The following is a 23,480-nucleotide window of genomic DNA, read 5'->3' as shown; positions in this document are numbered from 1 at the left end:
CTTATATTAGTTTGTAGTGGGCTAGTGACTGGTTAGTATCCACCTGTAACTAGCCACTAACCGCCAACCACTTTTCTAATCGTGTCCACCAATGTATGTTAGCAGCATCTTTTCCCAATATGGCCAATCGTGGCTCCAGCCATCCCAAATTCGCAGCGCATTGCCAATGCCTTTTTGCCACAGGGCAGTAGAGAGGTATTCGTTGTTGTCGCGCAGCCCGTCGTCTCGCCCTACCGCTAGAATAATGTCTAGCTTTCGCAGCAACTCCAGCCGCTGGTGGTCATTCTCGTTGGGAATGTAGGCGCTGGGGTTGTTGGCGTAAATATGCCCCCCGCCATGCCCGTCTGCCCAGCGGCTGATGTCGTAGATGCCACTTAGCCCAATGGTGCGGCTTACCAGATCGGGCCGGCGCAGTGCCAGATTAACGGCATGATACGCGCCAAAGCTGGCTCCAACTGTAATCAAAAATGGGTTCTGGTTTTTGAGCCATGAAAGGGAGAGTACTTCATTGACCAGATAATTTTCGTACTGCACCTGCCGCCAAGCGCGCGCCCCAGGATGTTTCCAATGGGCATACCAGCTTTCAGCATCCACGCTATCTACACAGTAAAGCTGTAGCCAGCCTTCGTGGATATGGTGGCCGAGCAGGTTCATCATGCCCCGGTCTTCCCACTCATAAAAACGCCCTTTTGAGGTAGGGAATACCAGTACGCGTGCGCCGCTGTGGCCAAAGACCAGCAGTTCCATGTCCTGCTCTAATGCTGGACTGTACCAACGATGATATTCTCGATTCATTTGATTCACGCTTCCTAATTGGACCTACCATGCCAGATAATGCTGGATTGGAGAAGATATTGTATCAATTTTTTTGTAAACGCCCTAAAATTGACTGTTTTACGAGTATGGCAAAACGGATTGGAGCATAGGGGGTTACTATAAGTTAGTGCGTTGTGGAAACGGCCGTTTCCCAATCCTGCACAATGTGGTAAAACGAAAGAAATTTGGAAGAGCAAAAAAGAGGAGACCCACTTATGAGCAAAGCAAAAGTTGCTGTGGTTGTAGACAGCACGTCGTACATTCCCCCGGCTCTGGTAGCCCAATACAATATCCACGTTATTCCCCAGATTTTAAACTGGGAAGGAAGCAGCTTGCGTGATGACGTAGACATTAAGCCAGATGCTTTTTACAGTCGCCTGGCCACGGCCAAAGAGATGCCCACCACCTCTCAACCTTCAGCAGGTGAGTTCCATGAATTTTTCAGCAAAGTGGCAGAAACGGCCGACTCCATCGTGGCCATTCTTATCTCCAAGTCACTCAGCGGAACGCAGGCTTCGGCCCAAGCAGCAGCAGGCATGATGGAAGAGTATCCCATCGAGATTGTAGATTCGGAATCTGCGGCGATGGGATTAGGCTACATGGCATTGGCTGCTGCCCGCGCTATTGAAAACGGGGCAGATTACAAGGAAGCTGCCGAAGCTGCCCGCGCCATCGTGAAAACGATGCGGGTGCTTTTTGTAGTAGATACGCTGGAATTTTTGCATCGAGGCGGCCGTATTGGTGGGGCCCAACGTCTCATCGGTTCTATGCTTTCCATCAAGCCCATCTTGCATTTGGTAGAAGGCAAGATTGAGCCGCTAGCCTCTGTACGTACCAAGAAAAAAGCAATTGCTCACCTGCTAAATGTGGCTAAAGAGGAAATGGGCGGCAAATCTGGGGTGAAAGCGGCCGTTATTCATGCTGCCGCCGCAGCCGATGCCCAAAAGCTGCACGATCAACTCAGCGGAATCCTGAATCCTGAAGAGATGCACATTGTCGAGCTAAGCCCGGTGGTGGGGGCGCATGTTGGCCCCAAAGCGCTGGGCGTTGTTTACTACGCCGCCTAATTAAGTACAAACAAACATGGTTGTCATACCCGCGAAAGCGGGTATCCACACTTTTTAAGCGGTGGGTTCCCGCCTGCACGGGAATGACATTTCTGAAGTAAAGAAGCCTCCCAATGCCTGTGGGAGGCTTCTTCGTTTTTTGCGCGGAAAGAATCCGCGGCTACTGAATACTGCTTACCGATTTACTGATCAGCTAGCGTCGCGGCCATATTGCCGTCTACAAAGTAACTCTCGCACGCTTCATCTACTAGCTCTGGCGTTAGGCGCGGGGTGGTGTTGTCGTAATTGCAAATGGAGATAACCGTTTTTACGATGTCGCGGGGATGCACAGCCTGCATGACGCGGTTGGGAGCACGGTACCATTTTTGCAGCAGGTGGACAAATGCCTTTTTGTCGAAGGGAATGTTGTACGATTTACAGGCTTCCACAAAGATTTGGTAGAAAAGTTTCTCGCTGGGGCCACCTACTTCTACCTTCATTTGAATGCGCCGCAGGAATGCGCCATCTACCAACTGCATCGGGTCCAGGTTGGTAGAAAAGACAATGAGCTGCCGGAAGGGAACCTCTAAACTTTGGCCAGATTGCAGCCGCAGAAAATCAATGCCGCTCTCTAGCGGCACAATCCAGCGGTTGAGCAGCTCTTGGGGGCTAATTTGTTGGCGACCAAAGTCATCAATGAGGAACATGCCGCCGTTGGCCTTCAGCTGCAGAGGAGCTTCATACACTTTGGCAATGGGTTCATAGCGCAGGTCTAGTGAATCCATCGTCAATTCGCCACCCACCATTACCGCTGGCCGCTCAAATAGCCGCCAGCGCCGATCAAACTTTACTTTTTCAGAACGGCCGTTTCCCAAAAATGCCATGTGCATGGCTATATCTTCTGGCTCAATGGGATTGTGTACCAACGGATCAAATACGCGGATGATTTGTCCGCCGACGGTAATGGCGTCTGGTAGCCAAATAGGAGAATCGTGCCCGATGAGCTTGGCGATGGCCTGGGCTATAGTGGTTTTACCGTTCCCTGGTGGCCCATACAAAAAGAGAGACGTGCCAGCGTTAACGGCTGGCCCCAACCGCCGGTCAAAATTTTCTGGCAAAATTAAAAAGCTCAGGGCTTGCTTCATTTGTGTGGGCGTAATGCGTTGTTCCCGTTTGGATTGTGCCAGGATGGCTGTGTTGTATTTTTCTAAAGAAACGGGGGCGCGCCCCACATATTGGCTTCGTTCAAAAGCGTCGCGGGCGCGTTTGGCGCCGGCCTCGGTGAGTCCGTAAATAAAGCTGAGGCTGCCCAGCCCGCCTGCTCGTTTTACTTCTACTAAATGCTCCTGTTTCATGCGAGCCAGCAGCTCATCTATTAGGCTGGGGTGAATGCCCATAACTTCAGAAAATCGGGCAATGCTCACGTCGCTTTCGTTAAACAGCAAGCGGAAAATAATATCTTGAATTAAACCAGCGGGGATTCCCAAGTTCTCTAGCTTCATGACCGGTGCTAGAAGCTTCGTAAGTTTGTCTGTTGACATGGTTTTACCTGTTGGGCAAGTGGGCGTTAATGTGATGCAGAACGGCCGTTTTGCCATGAGTCCGTAATCGTGTGGAGAAAATAGTTCATTGTCGGGACTTGTTATTTTGAATTGAGGACAACTAGCCACATGCGCCAGCCATCGTGCCTACCCTTGAAGTATAAATAGACAACCAGAAGAATAATATAGGAAATAGGCGGGAAACGAAATCTCATACAGCCAAAAAAAGAGCACCGAAAATTCGATGCTCTTTTACAAAATCAACAACAGGGCGAGGCGTTAGCCAGAACCATTAATTACGGGGATATTTGGTACGGCCGTTGCTTCCTCTCCAACCATCTCCTCCGTTTCATCATCGCCATTTACCTGCGACAAGCGTCCTTCACGGACGACGGCGACAGAGGCCACTGTGTCTCCTTCGCGCAGTTCCATGACCCGCACGCCTTGCGTCGAGCGACCCTGCTGCGAAATCACATCGGTAGAGGTACGCAAAATGATGCCGTTGGCCGAAATGCACGTCACCTCGTCGCCTGGCATCACCACCCGCGCACTCACAATCTTGCCCGTGCGTTCCGGTGTCAGAACCATCGCCCGCACGCCCTGGCCATACCGATTTTGCTGCCGATACTCGGCCAGCGGGGTGCGTTTGCCATACCCTTTTTCGGTAATTACCAGCAAATCATCCTCTGGCAGCACCACGTCTGCCCCGGCTACGCGATCCCAGCTATCCAGCCTAATCGCGTTTACGCCCGCGGCGTTGCGACCCATTGGCCGCACATCTTCTTCGCTAAAGCGAATGCCCTTGCCTTGTTCACTCACAATAAGCAAATCTTGTTCACCTGCCGTTAGCTTCACCCAGCCCAGACGGTCATCGTCATCCAGATTGATGGCAATAAGCCCGCTGGGGCGCACGCTTTCAAAAACATTCACCTCCACGCGCTTAATCCGCCCCTTGCGGGTGATCATGGTTAGGTATTCTGCATCTTCAAAGCTATGAACGGGAAGAGCGGCCGTAATGTTCTCTTCTGGCATCAAAGGCAAAATATTCATCAACGACGTGCCTTTGGCCGTGCGATCTAGCTCAGGGATGTTGTACGCTTTATCTGCATACACCTTGCCCCGATCCGAAAAGAACAAAATGGTATTGTGCGACCCAGCCGCAAACAGATGCTCTAGCTGATCCTCATCGCGGCGGCCCATGCCAATGAGCCCCTTGCCGCCCCGCGCCTGCTTACGATACGCTGCCACCGGGGTTCGCTTCACAAAGCCGCGCTGCGTAATAGAGATCAGCACGTCCTCATCTGGAATTAAATCTTCCATGTTCAGGTCGGCATCCATGCCCATCATAATTTGCGAGGCACGCTCATCCCCATATTTTTCTTTGATCTCTGTAATGTCTTCCAGAATCAGACCAAGAATCTTCTTTTTATCAGCCAGCAATCCTTCCAAATATTCAATATGGGCAGTTATTTCACGATGCTCGTCCTCAATCTTTTGCCGTTCCAGCGCAGCCAAGCGGCGCAGCTGCATATCCAAAATAGCCGTTGCTTGCGGTTCAGAGAGGCCAAAGCGCTCCATCAACTGCGTCCGAGCCGTATCTGCATCGGGTGAGCGGCGAATCGTTTCAATAACATCATCCAAATGACCCAACGCGATGAGCAGCCCCGCCAAAATGTGCTGCCGCTTTTGGGCTTTGTCTAGCTCAAACTGGGTGCGCCGGGTAATGACTTCAATGCGATGTTCTATGTGAATTTGTAAGGCGCGTTTGAGCGAGAGCAGCCTAGGCTGTTTGTCTACCAACGCTAGCAATTGCATAGCAAAGGGCGTTTGCAAGGCCGTGTGCTTATACAGTTGGTTGAGCACTTTCAGCGGTTGGGTGTTTCGCTTCAGTTCCACAATAATGGAGATGCCGCGCTTGTCAGACTCATCCCGCAAATCACTAATGTCGGTGATGACGCCTTTGTTTACCAACTCGGCTATGCGTTCAATGAGCATGGCTTTGTTCACCTGGAACGGAATCTCGGTGATGTTGATGCGCTGCCGATCTGGGTTGCGGGGCAGGGGTTCAATTTCGGCTTTGGCGCGCATAATGACGCGCCCGCGCCCGGTGGCGTAGGCGTTGCGTATGCCCTCATTGCCGATGATGAGACCGCTTGTGGGGAAATCTGGGCCTTTCACAAACTCCATCAGTTCATCAAGGGTCACGTTGTCAATGTCGTCATACCGCTCGATGAGGTAGCCAATTGCATTGCACAGTTCTGTGAGATTGTGCGGGGGAATGTTTGTGGCCATGCCTACAGCGATGCCCGTGGCACCATTTAGCAGCAAGTTAGGCAGGCGAGCGGGCAGCAGCTCTGGCTCTACCAGACTGTCATCAAAGTTGGGTGCAAAATCAATGGTGTTTTTGTCAATATCTTCCAGGAGTTCGTGGGCAATGCGGGCCAGGCGGGCTTCTGTGTAGCGCATGGCAGCGGCGCTGTCGCCATCTACGCTGCCAAAGTTGCCCTGGCCATCCACCAGTTCGTAACGCATGGAGAAATATTGGGCCATACGCACCATGGCGTCGTATACGGCCGTATCGCTATGTGGGTGGTATTTACCCAGTACTTCACCTACAATACGGGCACTCTTGCGGTGGGGTGATGTGGCTCGAATGCCCATATCCCACATAGCGTACAAAATGCGCCGGTGAACCGGCTTGAGGCCATCACGCGCATCGGGCAAGGCCCGCGACACAATCACACTCATAGCGTAATCCAAAAAGGATGTACGCATCTCCTGGTTAATATCAATAAAGTTAATTGTTCCGATGTTGTTGTCCAAAATGGAACCTCCACAGAGGGTTTCTAGCGAAAAGATACGACCAATATGGTCGGTAAATAAGCAAAAAGCCACCGCGCTGAAGGTGGCAAAACAGTTATTTTTTTAGGTACTAAACCAGCCTAAATTATACCTTGTTTTGGGTAATTTATCGAAAAGTAGAGGGTGGAAGAAGAAAGGCTTTGTAGATCATTTCTGGTAGCGGTGTTTACAAAATTTCATAGTCACATTGCTGCCCGTTTTGCTGGTGCTCGAAACCTTTTTCTGTTTATGCACCTCTTGTTAGATAAGTAACGCTTATCATGTCCAGAGGTATCTCTTTTTTGCAACGTCTGTCATCCTCGGTGAGTGACATTTGTCATTACGGCTTTTAGGAGTAGCCCAGTACAATGTACAAACCACATTAGCTGAAGATGAGAACAGCCTGTGTTTTATGTTGACTAAACTGTGGAAACATGAGGAGGCACTATGCTACGAAAACAATGGTTCTTGATGATTATTCTCATTACGGCCGTTGTCACATTTGTGGCTGCCTGTGCGGGTGAACCAGGGGAACAGGGGCCGGTTGGTCCCGTTGGCTCGCAAGGCTCACCTGGCCCGGCTGGCGCACAAGGTGAGCAAGGCCTACCTGGCCCGGCTGGGTTGGATGGCCTTAGCTATACGCCTCCTTCCTTTATTGGCAGCCAAGCCTGTGCCGAATGTCACCAGGAAATCTACGATGTTTTCATGTTGAGCGGCCATCCGTATAAGCTAAATGCCGTCGTAGATGGCCAACCGCCCGAATACCCCTTCACAGAGTTAAGCGAACCGCCTGCTGGCTACACCTGGAACGATATTAGCTACGTCATTGGCGGCTACAACTGGAAAGCCCGTTTCATTGATAACGAAGGCTACATCATTACTGGTGAAGATGAAAATGCCACCACCCAATACAATTTTTACAATGAAGAGCTAGATTTAGGCGACGATTGGGTAGGCTACCACGCGGGTGAAGAAAACCTGCAATATACCTGCGGCACTTGCCACACCACTGGCTACAGCCCCATAGGCAACCAGGATGGCTTGCCCGGGCTTGTTGGCACTTGGGCTGCTGGCGGCATTCAATGTGAGGAGTGCCATGGCGCGGGCAGCCAACATGCAGAAAATCCCATCGTGGTGCGCGCCGATATTGATCGCGACGGAGAATCCTGCGGAGCTTGTCATTCACGGGGAGCTATAGAAGAAGTTAACGCCTCAGGTGGCTTTATTCGCCACCACGAGCAGTATGAAGAGCTGTTCCAAAGCAAGCACATAACCTTAGATTGTGTGGTTTGCCACGATCCGCATGCGGGGGTGGTGCAACTGCGCGAAGCCGGGTTGCAAACCGTGCGTACAACCTGCGAAAATTGCCACTTTGAGGAAGCACAATATGAAGCTGGGCATAATAACATTCGGGTTGATTGCATTGATTGCCACATGCCACGCATTACAAGAAGTGCCGTTGGCGATCCAGACATGTTCACTGGCGATTTGCGTACGCACATGATGGCGATTGATCCAAACCAGGTTGAGCAATTTACGGAAGATGGCACGGTGGCTCTTTCACAGATTTCGCTCAATTTTGCCTGCCGTAGCTGCCACAATCCTGACGGTTTTGCCACAAATGTGACGGATGATGAGTTGATCTCATTGGCTACTGGATATCACACGCCGCCACCACCTGAGGTGGAAACGGCCGTAGAAGAACCAACTGATACGGAAGCACCCTAAATGATGTTTAGCGTGACAAATAAGCGACGCCTCATTTGGGGGCTTGTCTGTGCTGTTGTAGCCTCTGTGCTGGCAATGAGTTTGCTGCCAGCACAGGCTGCTAATTCAGGCCAGCAAGATGTGACGGCCGTTATTCAATCACATCCACCCATTACAAGCGTGGAACAGGTTGCCGCCCTGCCGCATCCCCAAATTGCCGATGACACCGCCTGCCGCCTCTGTCACCAAGATACTGAGAGCGAGGTTGTTTTTCCGTCAGGCGAGGCCCTGCCTGCGCGGGTAGACTTAGCCGAATTAGCCAATTCCGCCCACGGTGATGCTGCTTCTGACCCGTTGGCTTGTTCTAGCTGTCACCAGCCCATCAACAACTACCAGCAGCCCCACGCGCCAGTAAACGCCGACACGCTGCGCGAGTACGAACTAGTACAGTCAGCCAACTGTGAAAGCTGTCATGTGCAGCCCCACATCACCAGCCATCCTGGCCCTGAAGCTGAAAATCCAGTGGCCTGTACCGACTGCCACGGCTCGCATGATGTGTTGACAGTGGATGAATGGCAGGCAGGCGCGGGTACTGAAGCCTGTACCGACTGCCACGTTGAGCAAGCTGTTCCCCTTGTAGAAGCCAGTCAGCTTACAGAAATTATCCAGGCCGGTTTGTTTGCCCAAAAAGTAGACAACAGCTACTGTCTGGCCTGCCACAGCCAGGAGGGGCTTACCTACACCTTCCCCAACGGCGATACGCTCAACCTGACGATTGATGCCGACGTGCTGCACGATTCTGTACACGGCGAGGGGAATAACTGGCAGCCGCTGGCCTGTACCGATTGCCATGAAGATGCGCGCTTCCCGCATGAGCCAGTAACGGCCGTTAGCCTACGAGAATACAACCTGCAACAATACCCACTGTGCGGCCGTTGCCACGAAACCAATTACGATCAGACGCTGGACGATGTGCATGGGGCGGCCATTGCAGAAGGTGAAGTGGAAGCGGCCGTTTGCACAGATTGTCACGGCGCCCACGACACTCCAATCCCCGATGAGCCCCGTGAGCGCATCTCCCACACCTGTGAACAGTGCCACAGCACCATCTTTGCCGAATATGCCCAAAGCGTACATGGAGGGGCACTTGTCAACGGCAGCAACCCAGACGTACCTACCTGTATCGAATGCCACGGCGTCCACAACATTTCCGATCCCACTACTGCACTATTCCGCATACGCTCTCCCCAACTGTGTGCCGAATGCCACGCCGATGTGGAACTCATGGCCGAATACGAAATTTCTACCGACGTGTTTGACACCTATGTAGCCGATTTCCACGGCACCACCGTCACCCTGTTTGAGCACCAAGACCCAGAAGCAGAAACCAACAAGGCCGTTTGCTACGACTGCCACGGCGTACACAACATCAAAGCCGCTGATGACCCTGAAGCAGGCATCAAAGCCAATCTGCTAGAAACCTGCCAACAGTGCCATCCCGACGCCACAGAAAACTTCCCAGATAGCTGGACGAGTCATTTCAGGCCATCCCTGCAAAATAACCCGCTCGTTTATCTGGTTGATCTCTTCTACAAAATTGTTATTCCGGCCACGATTGGTTTCTTTGCCTTTCTGGTAGCTACCGATATTTACCGACGTGTGCGCCTGCGCGTAAAGGGGCAAGCATGAGTAACAAACCACAAGATACCGCCAAGAACGCAGAAAAAATGTACCCTCGTTTCCGCACCATGGCGCGAATTGAACACTTTATTTTAATGGTGAGCTTTACCATTTTGGCCATTACTGGCTTGCCCCAAAAATATGCCCTGGAAAGTTGGGCAGAGTGGATGATCAACGCCATGGGTGGCATAGAGTTAACCCGGATTATTCACCGTTGGTCGGCCATTTTGTTGGTGGTTGGTTCCATTTACCATCTCTTTACCTCGGCTTATCGTCTTTTTGTTAAGCATGAACGTATGCGGATCATGCTCAGAAAGCAGGATTTGTTTGATCTGATTCAAACAGTTAAGCACAACCTGGGTTTGGCAGAGCATCCACCCAAAATGACCAAATTTAACTTTGGCGAAAAGATTGAATATTGGGCCGTGGTATGGGGTACGGCCATTATGATTATTACCGGGTTTGTGCTATGGAACCCCATCGCTTCCACGGTTTTCTTGCCGGGGCAATTTATTCCTGCTGCCAAAGCTGCCCACGGCGGCGAAGCCCTGCTGGCAGTTCTTAGCATCCTGGTTTGGCATATGTACAACGTGCATATTAAGCATTTCAATCCCAGCATATTCACGGGAAAGTTGCCTCACAGCCAGATGGAAGAAGAACATGCGCTGGAATTGGAACGGCTAGAGCAAGGCGGCGACCCCTGGCCGGGTTTGGCCTTGCCAGTGCGCCGCCGCCGCCAGCGAATTTTCTTTGCGGTGAGCATCGTTGTTGGGAGCTTGCTGCTGATTGGCGTGATTTGGGCGTTTACGTTTGAGCAAACGGCCATCGAAACGATTCCGCGAGTTACCCGTGAGGTGTTTGTACCTTTAAGTACGCCATCCCCATAGTTTGTCAGTTTTTGCTTTTCTGGCGGCTATGTTTTTGTAGTCATGGGGCGATGTTGGCAAGCAGATCAACATCGTCTTTGAACTTTTAGAAAGTACGCAGAGGGGACTTCTTTCTGTAGTAACTTTCTGATAATTTCGTTGCAAAGGAGGTTTATATGTTTAACCCGAAGTATAAAAGCGTTTACGTTTTACTCGGGCTTTTGCTGTTTTTAGGGCTGGCTATTGTTGCTTGTAGCCAAGAACCAGAAACGGTAGAAGTAACAAGGATTGTTGAACTCCCAGGCGAAACCGTAACCGAAACGGTTGAAGTTCCGGTGGAAATGGAGGTAACGCGTGTTGTGGAAGTGATGGTAGAGCCGGAAACGGCCGTATCCACCATTCCCTTCGAAGCACAGTGGGCCGCCTCTGGCCACGCTGACGCTAGCGCAGAAGCCTTTGTTCACTGGGATGAAGACGATCCGGCTGAGATTCCTGCTCGCTGCGCCAAATGTCACAGCACACCAGGCATCTTGGATTTTCTAGGGGCAGACGGCTCTGATTTTGGCACGGTAGATGCCGCCGCACCACTCGGCACCACTGTTGAATGTGAAGCCTGCCACAACAGCGTAACCGCTGACCTGGCCAGCATCGTTTTCCCGTCAGGGGCAGAAATCACAGGTTTGGGGCCAGAAGCACGCTGTATGCAGTGCCATCAAGGGCGCGCTTCCACCGTCTCCGTGAACAATTCCATTGTTGAAGCCGGACTAGACCCGGTGGCAGACCCGGATACCGTGAGCGAAGATTTGGGCTTTACCAATATCCATTACTACGCGGCTGCGGCCACGCAGTTTGGCACCTGGGCGATGGGTGGCTACGAATACGAAGGCCAGTCGTATGATTCCAAGTTTGACCACGTGGAAGGGTACGACACCTGCGTAAGCTGCCACGATCCGCATACGTTGGAAGTTCAATTCGACGAATGTACCGTTTGCCATACGGACGCCGCTAGTGTAGATGAGCTGGTGAACATTCGTATGCCCGGTTCATTGGTAGATTACGACGGCGATGGCGACATGAGCGAAGGCATCTTCTTTGAAATTGAAGATTTGCGCGCGATTCTGTTCACTTCTATGCAGGCATATGCCGCAGAAGTAAGCGGCACGCCCATCGTTTACGATGACCATAGCTACCCCTACTTCTTCATTGATGGTGATGGCAATGGCGAAGTAACGGAGGGCGAAGCGGCATTCCCGAATCGGTACAATGCTTGGACGCCACGTTTGGCCAAAGCTGCCTACAACTACCAGGCCTCGTTGAAGGACCCCGGTCGGTACGCGCATGGCGGCAAGTACATGATCCAGCTACTCTACGATTCAATTGCTGACTTGAATGATGCCATCTCTACGCCAGTGGATATGACAACGTTACGGCGCATTGACCACGGTCACTTTGCTGGTTCTGAAGAAGCGTTCCGGCATTGGGATGAAGATGGTGCTGTACCTGGCAGATGTAGCAAATGTCATACGGCCGCAGGGCTGCCGCTGTTTGCCACGGAAGGGGTATCCATTACCCAACCAACGGCCAATGGCCTGAACTGCGCCACCTGCCACAACGATCTGGAAACGTACGATGTGTATGTCTTTGACTCGGTGACTTTCCCCAGTGGAGCGGCGGTTTCCTTTGGTGAAGGTGAATCGGCCAATACCTGTATCAACTGTCATCAGGGTCGTTCGTCAACAGTTTCTATGAACAGTTCGATTGGCGATCTGGGTGATGATGAAATCTCAGATAGCTTGCGCTTCCAGAACATCCATTACTTTGCGGCTGGCGCAACGCTCTTTGGCACTGAAGTGCAAGGCGCGTACGAGTTTGCTGGTAATGAGTACCTGGGCAAGAACGAGCATGTTGGCGCATTTGATGACTGTACAGAATGCCACAGCACCCACAGGTTGGAAGTGAAAGTGGCTGAATGTACGGAATGTCATGAAAATGTAGAAACGGCCGCAGACATGTGGGATATTCGCGTAAGCGAGGTGGACTACGACGGTGACGGCGACGTGACCGAAGGGATTGCTGGCGAAATTGCGACGATGGTGGAACTGCTTTATCCAGCTATTCAGGAATATGCTGTTAGCGTGGGTGCATCTCCCATCATCTACGATTCTCATGCCTACCCCTACTTCTTTATTGACACGGATGGTAATGGGGAAGTAGATGGCGGCGAAGCCATTTACCCCAATAGCTACAATACCTGGACGCCTAGCTTGCTGCGGGCGGCTTACAATTACCAGTATGCACAAAAAGACCCAGGGGCATTTGCTCACAATGGCCAGTATGTCATTCAAGTTTTGTATGACTCGCTGGTAGAAATGGGGGCTGATGTTTCTGGTATGACACGGCCGTAAGTAAGTGAGAGGGTGGCTAAGCCCGCCAAACGCTAACTTTCGCTAGAAAGAGCAGGGGCTGGTTTTGCAAAACCAGCCCCTGTTTTATTTTAGGGAGTTGCCGTGGGCGCGGGGGACGGGGTTGGTGTTTCAGTTGGGGTGGGTGTTGAGTCCGGTGTGGCTGTTTCTTCTGCTGTGCCCGTTGGGGTTGGGGTGGTATCTACCGCCGTCTCCGTTGAGGTTGATGCTGGCGTAGCCGTTACTTCTTCTAGCGCAGGTTCTGGCGTGGGGCCAACAATGAACAAGGTTAGCTCGCGGCTGGCGGCATCCAAATCCTCAGCCACCGTTAGCAGGTCAGTGGCAAAGCCGTCGGCAGCCAGGGTAAGGCGAGTTTCCAGCCGCAGCAGAGCTTGAGCCGCAAAGCTGTCTGGCTCGGCGGTAAGGCTGTTGGCGAGGGGGATGGCTTGGGCAACGGCCGTTTCTGCCGCAGCCACATCACCATCTGCTAATGCAAGCCGCGCGTTGGTGAGCAGCCCCCATAGCTGTAGCTGAATCAGACTTTGTTGCAACGCAGCGGCTTCGCTGTCGCGGGCGGCTGTCATGTCGGTGGTCAGGATGGTCAGGCTGTCATCCAGATCGGTCAGGCTCAGGCGCACGGTGTCCAGGTCGCCTCCCAGGTCGTCAATGCGAACGCCAGCGCTGTTTAGGTCGCTTTGCAACGCTACCAGGGCAGACTGCACCATTTCCAGTTCGCTAACTAGATTGCTGTTTTGGGCAACGGCCGTTGCCAGGTTTGCTTCTAACGCGTCAATTTGGTCAGTTTGAACGGCCGCATCTTCTGCCTGGAGGGTTTGCAATGCTTCCAGTTGGCTTGTGAGCGTTTCAATTTCAGCTTGAAGCCGATCAATTTGCAGTTGCTGTTCTAAATTGCCCTCGGCAACTTCTACGTTTACCGTATCGCGCAGTTCGTTTACGTTTCGCTCATTAAGTTCAATCCGCGTGAGCAAGTTGTTATCGGCGCGTTGAATATCTCGCACGCCCAGGTAGCCAGCAAAGCCCAGGCCACCCAGCACGGCCAGAAAAATAAAAATCAGCAGCACGGTGCGGATTACCCACCAGAGGCGGCTGCCAAAGCTGCGTGGTTGATCGGTTGTCATTTTTAACTCCTCGTTTGTCGTCATAGCGTGAACCTTTGGAATGGCGCAGAACAAGCTTTCTTCGGGCTTAACCGTTTATAATTTTTGATTTTGGTAAACGGTTAAGCCTTGGGGTTCGTTTCCTTATCAAAAGTTATTTGTGAACGGACCCTCAGCCGCGAATTTCACGAATTAGCGCGAAACAGTTATAAATTCGCGGAAATTTGCGTCATTCGCGGCAAACAATTCATAAATAATTGGTACGCATTGAGTCGCTCATGGTTGCGGCGCGGGCGTGTTGGTTGGGAATGAAAATTGGGTTGCGGTGGGCTGTGGTGTTCGGGTGGGGTCTCCGGTTGGAGAAACGGCCGTTGTCGCTGGTGCCTCCGCAGTTGGTGTGTTGGTACCAAACGGGGTGGGGGTTGGCGTGGGCGTTTCTCCAGAAGGTGCGGGCGTTGGTGTGGCATTGCCACCTTCCAAATCACCCAGCAGTGAGCGTAAACCATCTAAAAAGCTGGTAAACGTGTCAGCTGCCCCCGCCACCTCTTGCAAACGAAGCTCCAAATCGCCAGAGCGCGTGGCCAAATAGCTGATGATTTCTTCGTTGTCGGCAATCTCTTCGGTGAGCGCGTCGTTGGCTGCGGTAAACTCATCTTGCAGCGTTTGGTTACTGGCGGCTTCCCGGGTGGTCACAATGCTCACGCGGGTAGAAAGTTGGTTTAGCTCGTTGGTACGAGAGATGATTTCGGTATCTAGCCGTTGCTGAATTTGGGAGTCGGTGGCGGCATAGTTAAGGCTGCCCTGGTTGAGCGCAGCCAAGACAGCCAGCGTGAGTACGGCTCCTAAAATTGCGCCAAAGGTTGCCCCAAGCAAGGTAGTGATGCAGCCGCGCCGCTGTGCGCTGGCTTCCCAATTATCGTTTTGTGTAGGCGGCATGGCGCGCATCAAGTCCGGTTCGGGTATCGCTTCGCCGTCTGGGTCTGCTAAGGGTAAGTTTTCAATTTCGGGGGTTGGGGGCGGCGCAACGGCCGTTTCCAGTTCATCTTCCGTTCCTTCCACAACTTCTTCTACGATGACACTTGGCTCACTGGCATCCTCAATAATGTCTCTCGCCTCTAGCAATGGTTCCGTTTCGTCTGGCTCTTCCACCTCGGCAAACTCTTTAGCCTCAACAACTTCTTCAACGATGACGGGTTCCGCAGCGTCCTCGGCCTCATCTACAGCTTCCGATTCATCAACGCTATCCTCTTCAACAGCCGAGGGTACGTTTTCTGGCTCGGCCGGGACTGGAACTTCAGCCGCCAGCAAACCGTCTGGCTGGGGCGGTGCATCGAGCATTTCCATCGCTTCGGGCGCGTCCAGCAGTAGGTGTTCTTCGGGTGCATCTAGGGTTGGGGGAACGGCTGTTTCCTGCAAATCCGGTTGTACCGTTACCAAATCCTCAAAGCTACGCACCATCTTTTCTGAAATGCCCGGAACGGCCGCTAGCTCAATCACCTCTTCAAAGGGATGGACTGTTTCTCGGTATTCAATGATTCGTTGCGCTAACGCTGGCCCAATGCCAGAAATCATCGCCAATGTCTCGGCATCGGCCACGTTAATATCAATCTTTTCACTCATTCTTAGCTCCTTCTAAAAATAGAGCGTAGTGCGTAATGCGTAAAAAACAGAATGCTTTCTACGCACTACGCTCTACGAAATCAAGCCAAAGCACTTTCCTCACCAGAGTCGCGTACAAACAGGCAAGAACCATCTACCGCTGCCACAATTTCCTGGCAAAACGTAAGCTGTGCCGGATTAGGTAGCCCAAAAATTGCCAGATCCGCACGAGGAACTTGGTGCAGGGCATCAGCAAACGGGGCTTGCACCACAGTTACACCACTGTTCTTGGGCAATCTGGCCAGATCGATTAGCTCGTGTAAAAATTCATTTGCAACAGACAGTTCATCTTCTGAGGCTACTGCCATGCACAAATTTATTTTACCAGACCAATTTTTGGTTAGCTGGTACGCTAGCAGCAGGGCTAAATCGGAGTTGCTCCAGCGCAAATCAATCTGCCAATCATCGCCCCGGTGCGAAATCCAGACGTTAACCAAATGCTGTCGCCCCAAAGCCCGCACCGGATGGCGTGCTAGCAAAACGATACCCATGTTGTAAGCGGCCGTTTTGTCCACCAACTGCTGCAAAATATCCAAATTAGATTCTTCGCGCAAATTCAAAAACAGCAAATTAGGCCGAAAAAAGGTATTGCGTAAAATCTGCGTCGCTGAGCGAACCCCGTTCACCAGATCAGACTCTTCCAGCAGCGTGGTGCGGGCAAAAATGCCCTCGTCGGCAAACGAATCCGTCAGGTCTGCTAGCCCTCTCAGCCCTGAATCATCTCCTTCAGGGTAGATGCCAAGCGCATGAATAGCCCCCTGTGGTGCGGCCAACGCCCGCAAAAAGCGGTAGCTGCCCGTTAGCTCCTGTGTTTGCTCTATGGGCGCCAATACCGACGGTTTCCAAGTTCGCTTAACGGCCGGAGGCAGGCGGCTAACCCGCGTTGTTGCCCACTCTGCTAGCGATAAAAACATGCCGCTTCGCACGTCGCTAGGCAAATATTCTAAATTCCGCCGCAGCAGGTAGCCATACACCAGCACAACCACCACCATAGCCACCAGGCTAAACACCGGGTTGATGAGAAGCATCACAAAAACACAGCCGACGAGACCAGTAAACGGCACAATGCGCGGTACGCGAAACGTAGGCCGAAAGCTCACGGTACTCAACATCTGTTCAATCAAAACGACCAAGTTGAGCATACCATAGGTAATTAAAAAGAACATGGTAATGATGCTAGCAACCGCGTTTAGCCCACCGCTAGCCAGGGCGATCAACAGCGTAATCAATCCAATCGCGCTGGTAGCGTACAGGGCGGGTCTCGGTTCGCCTTGGTCTGTTTCCTGCGCCAAAATCTCGCTGAGAGGTAAGATGCTGTGCAGTGCCAAAGCTTGCATAACGCGGGGAGCAGCCACCAATGAGCCAAGTGCAGAAGAAAATGTTGCCCCCAGCATGCCAGCTAGAATCGCCCAGCCCCAAAATGCTTGGTCAACCATCACGGTGCTGTTCCGTCTAAGTTCGTCGGCGGGGGCGGCGTGTGCCAGCCAGTAGGCTAGCAGCAGGTACACTACCAGCGTCAGGCCGATGGCGCTCATCGTGCCCAGGGGAATGCTGCGGCGGGGGTCTTTGAGCGATCCACTAAGGCTAATGCCCACCATGATCCCCGTGACGGCTGGGAAGAAGATGGCAAAGGCTTCCCAGAAACTCCACTCTGTAAATGGGCCCCAGAGAACGGCCGTTTCCGTCAACCCCGCCCGCCCCGCAACAGGAAAACTCGCCAGCAGCACCGAAAATAGCGAAAAGCTCACAATGCCCAAAATGAGGTACTGAATCCGCGCTGCAAACTGGGCACTCACGTACGCTATGCCAAATACAATGGCAAAGGTGATAACAGAAACGAGGAACATGGAATGGTTTGAAAATATGGCCAACCATGCCTCGGCAAAGGCCAGCACGTAGAGAGCCACCGAAATACCCTGGGCAATAAACAAGGGGATGCCCACGCTGCCCCCCACTTCCAGCCCCAACGATTGCGAAATGATGGCAAACGCGCCCCCAGCCCCAACCCGCGTGTTGGTTACTACCGATGAGACAGCCAATCCGGTAGAAACGGTAATAACATGCGCCAGCAAAATGATGAGAATGGCTCCCAGCAGACCCGTATTCCCCACTACCTGCCCGAGACGCAAATACATAATTGCACCGAGGATGGTTAAAACAGTAGGCGTAAACACGCCGGGGAAGGTACCAAATTTGCCGTCGCTTTCTGACCCTTCGCCACCCTTCAACCAATTGCTTAAACGGGCTTGAATTTGCTCCAAAATAGTTGTCTCCGTTGGCCAAAAGTGAGTTTCTAAAATTGTACCATGTAGTGCAACTATCTACTCTGTTTTGGAACAGTAATTGATGGGTTCACGCCAAGCATTATCAGGCAAGGGCTGGCCGAAGTTGTCGGTGGCGGGGCTGCGTTCGCCAGTGGCAAAATCATAGACGCCTACCAGCAAGGTATGGGGCGTTTGCCCTTCCTCTAGCGGAATTTCGCGCAAATCAAATATGGCCCAATCTAGTGTGGCTGCCAGCAGGCTGGGACGAATACCCAACGGCGGGCCGTCTGATTGGGCGAGGAGACGGCCGTCTGCTCCCAAAACCTGCACAAACACAGAGGTCGTCTCTGGAATCGCTTCACCATCTGCCAGCCAGCGTAGCGAAATTGTCACATGGTTAGCGCAATAAGCAGCTTCAACGGCAGTCAGTTGGTACATTCCAAGGTGGGCGATTGGATTAGGCGGGGAAATGGGTGGTTGTGCCTGCTGTGGCAGGACATAGCCTGTGTATGCAGTTTGGGGGCCATTAGGTAAGTAGTTGGTAATAAAATAATGGCGAGCTTGGTTGTTGAATCCGGTTAACCATTCATGCTGTGCGTGAACACCGTAGGCATAAGCCTGGCTGTTTTGCAGCTCTGGCAAGTTTACAGCCCACACCAGATGTTGGCTGGACAGATTGAAGCTAACCAACTCTTCTGCAAACAAATAATCACCCAACATGGTGACGAACTCTACGCCGATAGCGTAGGTTTTGGGCGGCATGTCTAGCCACTGCGGCAAATTGATGAGAACAATTTCGCTGTCTGGGGCAATGTTTTTTTGCATGACGGCTACTGGTTGGGTGAGTTGCTCATATTGGGTGAGCTTGGTGCGGACAAACTGGGTGCTGGTGAGGAGGATGAAGGCGAGAACGGCCGTCCACAACAACCCCCTCCCTAGCCCTCCCCCTGCGAGGGGGAGGGGACTGGCTCCCTCTCCCTTGAGGGAGAGGGCTGGGGTGAGGGTAGACCACACGCCCGCTAACAAGTTTGCCCACAGCAGCGCCACCCCCGCGCTGCCCAAATAAAGCAGGCGCGGCCCACGCAGCAAATAGTCGGTGGGCAGGGTGACGGCCAGGAGCAAACTGGTGGCCGCCCACCAACCTCCGGCCAGCAGCAGCGGGGCGCGCCAGGTGGGTTTGCGCCACGCTAGACAGCCAGCCGCTGTCAAAACCAGCCCCGTGCCAGCCAACGTGATTAGTTCGCCACTCACGTTCGGGAGCAAATGGGCAAACCAGGCGATGGGAAAAACGGCCGCTTGCAGCAAATACAGACCGTTCAGCCACAAATTCTGCCCCACTTCTGCCGCCTGGGGCGCACGGCTAATCGGCAAAAATTGGTAGATAACCAAATAGGCCAGCCCCGCCAGCAAAAACCAACGCCATGGCTGCTGCGGCAGTTGGCGCAATAGTTGGCGCGGTTGGGTGAGCAATTCTGGCTGGGTACAAATGTGTACCAGAGCCGCAAATCCGCCGAAGAGGACGGCCGTTTCGTGCGTCAGCACCATCAAACCAAATAAAACGGCCGTGAGTACCCACCATTTATTTTTCTCCGTGCTTCTCTGTGGCTCCTCCGTGTACCTCTGTGTTCCTTTTGTTTTAAGAGCCGCCAGATAACAATGCAACCCCAACAGCACCAATCCCGTCATTGCCGGATGCACATTGTGGCCGTATACCGTCACCGCCTGGTACGCAAAAGGAAAGGTGGCAAAAATTGCACCAGCGGCAAAGGCGCGTCGCCAATCGGGCCACAGCCGCCAGCTTAACCAGGCCAGCAAGCCCGCATTGAGCGCATGTTGCACCACATTGTTGCCATGCAGCAGCCATGCCGGATAGTCGCCAAACAATGCCTCAATGAGTAGCATCGGGAAAAAGGTCATTGGGCGGTAAAAGCCAAACGCTTCGGTGGGTAGCCAAACGGAAGCAAAATCTAGCCCGCCCGCAATGCGAATGTGCAGCAGCGTGTCGTAGATGAGCGGCAGCCGCAGGGTGGGCCAATAGAGCCAGCCAGCACCCAGCATGACCAAAAGGGTGGCAAACAGAATAGGGTTTCGCTTTAGGCACGAAAATAGAGCGTATTGCGTATTGCGTAGAAAATGACGGAATACGGAATACGCAATACGGTTTTCATTCATGGTGTTGAGCTTACGCCCATAATATCTCCGGTTAATAGAAAATGGCTTCCGGCAATTGCCAGAAGCCATTTAATTATACAGGATGATGTCGTTTTGTTGTGGCGTTAGCCGTTCAGGCTGGCTGCCGAAAACAGGACGTGGAACGGCATGCAGTAAATGACCACGCTCTGGTATTCGCTCAAGTCTAAATCGGCGGACAGTTCGTAATTTTGGTTGCCTACGTTGCCTTTCAGTTGACCCAGATCGAGGTAATCTTCACCAATGCCACTGCCGATAGGATCGGCATTTTTGCTGAGAATGACGTGTAAATCCGGGCCGTTGGTGACGCGGAAATCCTCAAAGCGCAGCACACGTTGCTCGCCTTGTTGGAAGATAACGGCCGTTCCCTCACCCTCATGAAAACTATCAGCCCCCAAAAATGTACCGGAGGCAGCGATTACCCACTCAGCAGCAGGCATGGCGTCGTCCATTTCCTTGTCGGCCATGACCGTAGCAGCCGCTTCCATCACCTGTGCTTCCACTAACGCCCTATCTTCATCAGACAGTTGCTCAATGGTGGCTTCGTTGGGTACGGTGGCCATAAACTCATCTTCCAGGTCTGCCATCTCTGCCGAGTCCATATTGGCTAAGGTCGTGGCGTCTGGAATTTCAAAGGGAAATGCTTCATCCACGCTGTTGGTGATAAATAGCGGCCCGGCTAGATACCAGCCCACAAAAAACAGCATGGCAGCCCCCACTACGCCTATAATTATCTTGCCTTCTCTAGTCATGATTATGTTAAATCCTTTTGGGTCTTCAGAATTTCGGAGGATCGACACCATGTGTAGGGGCAGACCCCCGTGTCTGCCCACTCTGGGCGCACACGGGGGTACGCCCCTACCGCAGGAAATCCCAAAGAACCATCCTTTTTCAGTTACACAGAAGCTTCAAAGCTGTGAATGCCAGTTGAGCCATCGGGGCGATTCGGGTTGCTTTCTTCAATTTGGGGCGTGCCGTCTGCCTCGGTGCAGCGCACCTCAAACAGGTGATTGCCTTCGGTGAACGGCCAATCGTACCGCCAAATGACCCAGGTGGTTTCTGAAAGCGGGGCGCGTAGCTGGGCGGGTTGCCAATCGCCGCCGTTGACGCGCACCTCCACGCCGCCAATGCCGCGTGCCCCGGAGTAGGCAATGCCGCCTACCGGGATAACCTGCTGGCCACCAACCGCGCCTACGCTGTCTACGGCCACCGTATCAATAACAGAAGTGGTTCTGACGATGGCTTCTTTGCTCCAATTGCGCTCTACCCAGTAGCCAGGTTGGTACTCGTCTGTCACTTCAATGCCTACAATCCATTTGGGCTGCTTCATGCCGTATCGGTCAGGAATCCAGATGCGGAGCGGGAAGCCGTGATCTTTGGGCAGCAGCTTGTCGTCCCAGGCGTAGCAAAACATGATGCGGCGGTCGTTGCGAATCAGCTCCAAATCAACCGTCTCGTAAAAGCCGTCGCCGGAGGTGATATAGAGATATTTGGCTTCTGGCTGCACACCAACTGCTTCTAGCACGTCTTGGACACTAACGCCCGTCCATTTGGTGGTGCTGATGAGACCCGTCCCCACCCGCCCAGAAATGCAGGTGAGCGTCACGAACTGATCAAACGATTCAAACTCGTCGCGGAACTGTTGCAGCGTAAAGATACGCGGATTATCTACTAGCCCGGTGATAGGTAGTTGCCAATCTTCTTCTTCGATAATAGTGGGTTCGGTTTGCAGGAAAACTTGGTAATGTTCGGAGACGGGCGTGTATTCCAGCCGAGTGCCGGGAGCGGGGATAATGGGGTCGTTGGCATTGGGGAAGATGATGTCGCCAGAGCCGATCCTAGCACCGCCTGCGGAAAGACGGGCGCGTTCGGCGCGGGCTAGCGTGGCACCAATGCCTGTGCCAGCGACGGTGAGTACGGCCGTACTCGCCCCAAGCTGAATCAAAAAGCGACGTCGGTCAATCACCTGCACATCATTGACGGGAACTGCTTCAGGTTCGGGTTCTGCTGCGGATTCGGCGGGGAAGAGACGGCCGTAAGCCACACCCAACAGCCAACCCCAAACCAAAAAGCTGCCAAATAGCCACAGCCCATTTATCAATGGCGGTACATCTAGCTGTGCCACAGATTGGCTAATAGTAAGCAGCGGCAGCCCCACAATTGCACCCACAATCAGACCCGCCAAGCGGGGACGGCGCAGCTTGAGCAAATGCCAAATTGCAAAAATGATTGCGCCTAACACCACCGTCATGCCCACAAATTGCAGCACAGCAGAGACGCGTTCGGCCGTTTTAGCCAAATCAACCACGCTCAAACCCAACGCCAGCATCGTGTCAATCATCATATCAATGCCAAAGGTGATGAGATCGCCGGGCAGCACGCGAGTCATCCAGTTGAAAAAGTCGAAGGGAATGAAGGCCGTGCCGACAAGTTGGGCTGCCAAATAATGAACGGCCGTTACCGCCGCCGTTAAAAGTAAGCCAACCAAAGCACCAAAAGAAAGTTTTCTAAGCATAATTTCTCCTGAAACGGAAAGAATTTATTGAAAAGTGAGAAATGAAAACTTTGTCACTTACCCACTTAGACGGTTTTACCTTAGCGAAAACTGCTTACAGATTTATTACAGAGGCGTTGTGGATTGGTTACTCATGAGTTAGATGTTCAATGCCATCGGGCGTGGCCAGGACGGCATCGGTAGCCATGTTGAGAAAGAGCCCATGTTCCACCACGCCGGGCTGTTGGCGGATAGCGGCAGCTATTTGTTGTGGATTGACAATGGGGGAAAGATAGCAGTCGAGGATGATGTTGTTTTCGTCGGTGCGGAACGGCCGTTCCCCATCTTCATCCATTCGCTTGACCACCCGTGCCCCCAACGATTCCAAATAGTCAGATACTGGCTGCTCGGCAAAGGAAATCACTTCCACCGGCACAGGGGCTTTGCTGCCCAATTGGGGTACGCGCTTGGTGTGGTCAGCCACGATGACAAACCGTCTGGACGCTGCCGCTACAATCTTTTCGCGTAGCAATGCTCCACCCAACCCCTTAATCACGTCTAAATTCGGCGCGATTTCATCGGCTCCGTCAATCGTTATGTCAACTTTCGGATGCTCGTCAAACGTAACCAGCGGAATTTGCAGCGACTCAGCTTCACAGGCCGTGGCCTCAGAGGTGGGGATGGCGACGATGTTTTGCAGTTCGCCACTTTTTAGCAGCCGCCCGACGGCACGCACGGCGTGGACGGCCGTACTACCCGTTCCTAAACCCACCACCATTCCTGACTGGACGAACTCAACCGCTTTTTCGGCGGCTTGCCGCTTCAGTTCTGTAATGTCTGCACTCATGATTTCGCG

15 protein-coding genes are annotated in these 23,480 nt (G+C 52.7%); 5 read left to right on the top strand and 10 right to left on the bottom strand.

Annotated elements, in window-relative coordinates; genetic code table 11:
• Positions 1-75 precede the first annotated feature (75 nt).
• Positions 76-795, bottom strand: a complete 720-nt coding sequence (locus ACOQPM_RS09595; RefSeq protein ID WP_420629035.1) for an esterase family protein — start codon at positions 793-795, stop codon at positions 76-78.
• A 236-nt stretch (positions 796-1,031) separates the two neighbouring features.
• Here ACOQPM_RS09595 and ACOQPM_RS09590 point away from each other — a divergent pair, with 236 nt between their 5' ends.
• Positions 1,032-1,883, top strand: coding sequence for a DegV family protein (locus ACOQPM_RS09590; RefSeq protein WP_420629034.1), 852 nt, complete (start codon positions 1,032-1,034; stop codon positions 1,881-1,883).
• Between the two features lie 182 nt (positions 1,884-2,065).
• Here the strand turns inward: ACOQPM_RS09590 and ACOQPM_RS09585 are convergent, their stop codons facing one another.
• Together ACOQPM_RS09585 and gyrA are read right to left on the bottom strand one after the other, a co-directional pair.
• Positions 2,066-3,403 (bottom strand): AAA family ATPase, encoded by a 1,338-nt coding sequence (locus ACOQPM_RS09585; RefSeq protein ID WP_420629033.1) that lies wholly within the window; start codon positions 3,401-3,403, stop codon positions 2,066-2,068.
• Positions 3,404-3,682: 279 nt separating this feature from the next.
• Positions 3,683-6,229 (bottom strand): DNA gyrase subunit A, encoded by a 2,547-nt coding sequence (gyrA, locus tag ACOQPM_RS09580; protein WP_420630524.1) that lies wholly within the window; start codon positions 6,227-6,229, stop codon positions 3,683-3,685.
• A gap of 462 nt (positions 6,230-6,691) precedes the next feature.
• On the opposite strand from gyrA, the gene ACOQPM_RS09575 reads away from it, so the two are divergent.
• From ACOQPM_RS09575 to ACOQPM_RS09560, 4 genes are all read left to right on the top strand, one after another.
• Positions 6,692-7,972, top strand: a complete 1,281-nt coding sequence (locus ACOQPM_RS09575) for a multiheme c-type cytochrome (RefSeq protein WP_420629032.1) — start codon at positions 6,692-6,694, stop codon at positions 7,970-7,972.
• Between the two features lie 12 nt (positions 7,973-7,984).
• Positions 7,985-9,640 carry a cytochrome c3 family protein gene (locus ACOQPM_RS09570; RefSeq protein WP_420629031.1) on the top strand — a complete coding sequence of 552 codons (1,656 nt, stop codon included), beginning with the start codon at positions 7,985-7,987 and terminating at the stop codon, positions 9,638-9,640.
• Positions 9,637-10,518, top strand: coding sequence for a formate dehydrogenase subunit gamma (locus tag ACOQPM_RS09565; protein WP_420629030.1), 882 nt, complete (start codon positions 9,637-9,639; stop codon positions 10,516-10,518). Before ACOQPM_RS09570 ends, ACOQPM_RS09565 begins: the two co-directional genes overlap by 4 nt.
• Positions 10,519-10,673: 155 nt before the next feature.
• Positions 10,674-12,902, top strand: coding sequence for a cytochrome c3 family protein (locus ACOQPM_RS09560; RefSeq protein ID WP_420629029.1), 2,229 nt, complete (start codon positions 10,674-10,676; stop codon positions 12,900-12,902).
• An 89-nt stretch (positions 12,903-12,991) separates the two neighbouring features.
• On the opposite strand, the gene ACOQPM_RS09555 is transcribed toward ACOQPM_RS09560, so the two are convergent.
• The 7 genes from ACOQPM_RS09555 to rpiA form a co-directional block, all read right to left on the bottom strand.
• Positions 12,992-14,038, bottom strand: a complete 1,047-nt coding sequence (locus ACOQPM_RS09555) for a hypothetical protein (RefSeq protein ID WP_420629028.1) — start codon at positions 14,036-14,038, stop codon at positions 12,992-12,994.
• Positions 14,039-14,293: 255 nt separating this feature from the next.
• On the bottom strand, positions 14,294-15,637 hold the full coding sequence (locus ACOQPM_RS09550) for a helix-hairpin-helix domain-containing protein (RefSeq protein ID WP_420629027.1): 1,344 nt from the start codon (positions 15,635-15,637) through the stop codon (positions 14,294-14,296).
• Between the two features lie 80 nt (positions 15,638-15,717).
• Entirely contained in the window at positions 15,718-17,937 is a 2,220-nt protein-coding gene (locus tag ACOQPM_RS09545; RefSeq protein ID WP_420629026.1) for an amino acid permease, read from the bottom strand.
• Positions 17,938-17,997: 60 nt separating this feature from the next.
• Positions 17,998-20,112: a hypothetical protein gene (locus tag ACOQPM_RS09540; RefSeq protein WP_420629025.1), complete on the bottom strand. Its 2,115-nt coding sequence runs from the start codon at positions 20,110-20,112 to the stop codon at positions 17,998-18,000.
• Positions 20,113-20,216: 104 nt separating this feature from the next.
• On the bottom strand, positions 20,217-20,882 hold the full coding sequence (locus ACOQPM_RS09535; RefSeq protein ID WP_420629024.1) for a DM13 domain-containing protein: 666 nt from the start codon (positions 20,880-20,882) through the stop codon (positions 20,217-20,219).
• A 143-nt stretch (positions 20,883-21,025) separates the two neighbouring features.
• Positions 21,026-22,645, bottom strand: a complete 1,620-nt coding sequence (locus ACOQPM_RS09530; protein WP_420629023.1) for a molybdopterin-dependent oxidoreductase — start codon at positions 22,643-22,645, stop codon at positions 21,026-21,028.
• A gap of 127 nt (positions 22,646-22,772) precedes the next feature.
• A complete protein-coding gene (gene rpiA, locus ACOQPM_RS09525; protein WP_420629022.1) occupies positions 22,773-23,471 on the bottom strand; it encodes a ribose-5-phosphate isomerase RpiA in 699 nt (232 codons plus the stop codon).
• Between the last annotated feature and the right edge of the window lie 9 nt (positions 23,472-23,480).

Source organism: Candidatus Leptofilum sp. (genome assembly GCF_965223525.1).
Taxonomy (GTDB): domain Bacteria; phylum Chloroflexota; class Anaerolineae; order Promineifilales; family Promineifilaceae; genus Leptofilum.
The sequence above is the reverse complement of the archived record's forward strand: the minus strand, read 5'-3'. Positions and strand labels throughout refer to the sequence as shown.

Excerpts from the sequence above, each read along its gene's own strand:
- ACOQPM_RS09595 (WP_420629035.1), bottom strand. The coding sequence starts at position 795 with ATGAATCGAGAATATCATCGTTGGTACAGTCCAGCATTAGAGCAGGAC.
- ACOQPM_RS09590 (WP_420629034.1), top strand. The coding sequence starts at position 1,032 with ATGAGCAAAGCAAAAGTTGCTGTGGTTGTAGACAGCACGTCGTACATT.
- ACOQPM_RS09585 (WP_420629033.1), bottom strand. The coding sequence starts at position 3,403 with ATGTCAACAGACAAACTTACGAAGCTTCTAGCACCGGTCATGAAGCTA.
- ACOQPM_RS09575 (WP_420629032.1), top strand. The coding sequence starts at position 6,692 with ATGCTACGAAAACAATGGTTCTTGATGATTATTCTCATTACGGCCGTT.
- ACOQPM_RS09565 (WP_420629030.1), top strand. The coding sequence starts at position 9,637 with ATGAGTAACAAACCACAAGATACCGCCAAGAACGCAGAAAAAATGTAC.
- ACOQPM_RS09560 (WP_420629029.1), top strand. The coding sequence starts at position 10,674 with ATGTTTAACCCGAAGTATAAAAGCGTTTACGTTTTACTCGGGCTTTTG.
- ACOQPM_RS09555 (WP_420629028.1), bottom strand. The coding sequence starts at position 14,038 with ATGACAACCGATCAACCACGCAGCTTTGGCAGCCGCCTCTGGTGGGTA.
- ACOQPM_RS09550 (WP_420629027.1), bottom strand. The coding sequence starts at position 15,637 with ATGAGTGAAAAGATTGATATTAACGTGGCCGATGCCGAGACATTGGCG.
- ACOQPM_RS09540 (WP_420629025.1), bottom strand. The coding sequence starts at position 20,112 with ATGAATGAAAACCGTATTGCGTATTCCGTATTCCGTCATTTTCTACGC.
- ACOQPM_RS09535 (WP_420629024.1), bottom strand. The coding sequence starts at position 20,882 with ATGACTAGAGAAGGCAAGATAATTATAGGCGTAGTGGGGGCTGCCATG.
- ACOQPM_RS09530 (WP_420629023.1), bottom strand. The coding sequence starts at position 22,645 with ATGCTTAGAAAACTTTCTTTTGGTGCTTTGGTTGGCTTACTTTTAACG.
- rpiA (WP_420629022.1), bottom strand. The coding sequence starts at position 23,471 with ATGAGTGCAGACATTACAGAACTGAAGCGGCAAGCCGCCGAAAAAGCG.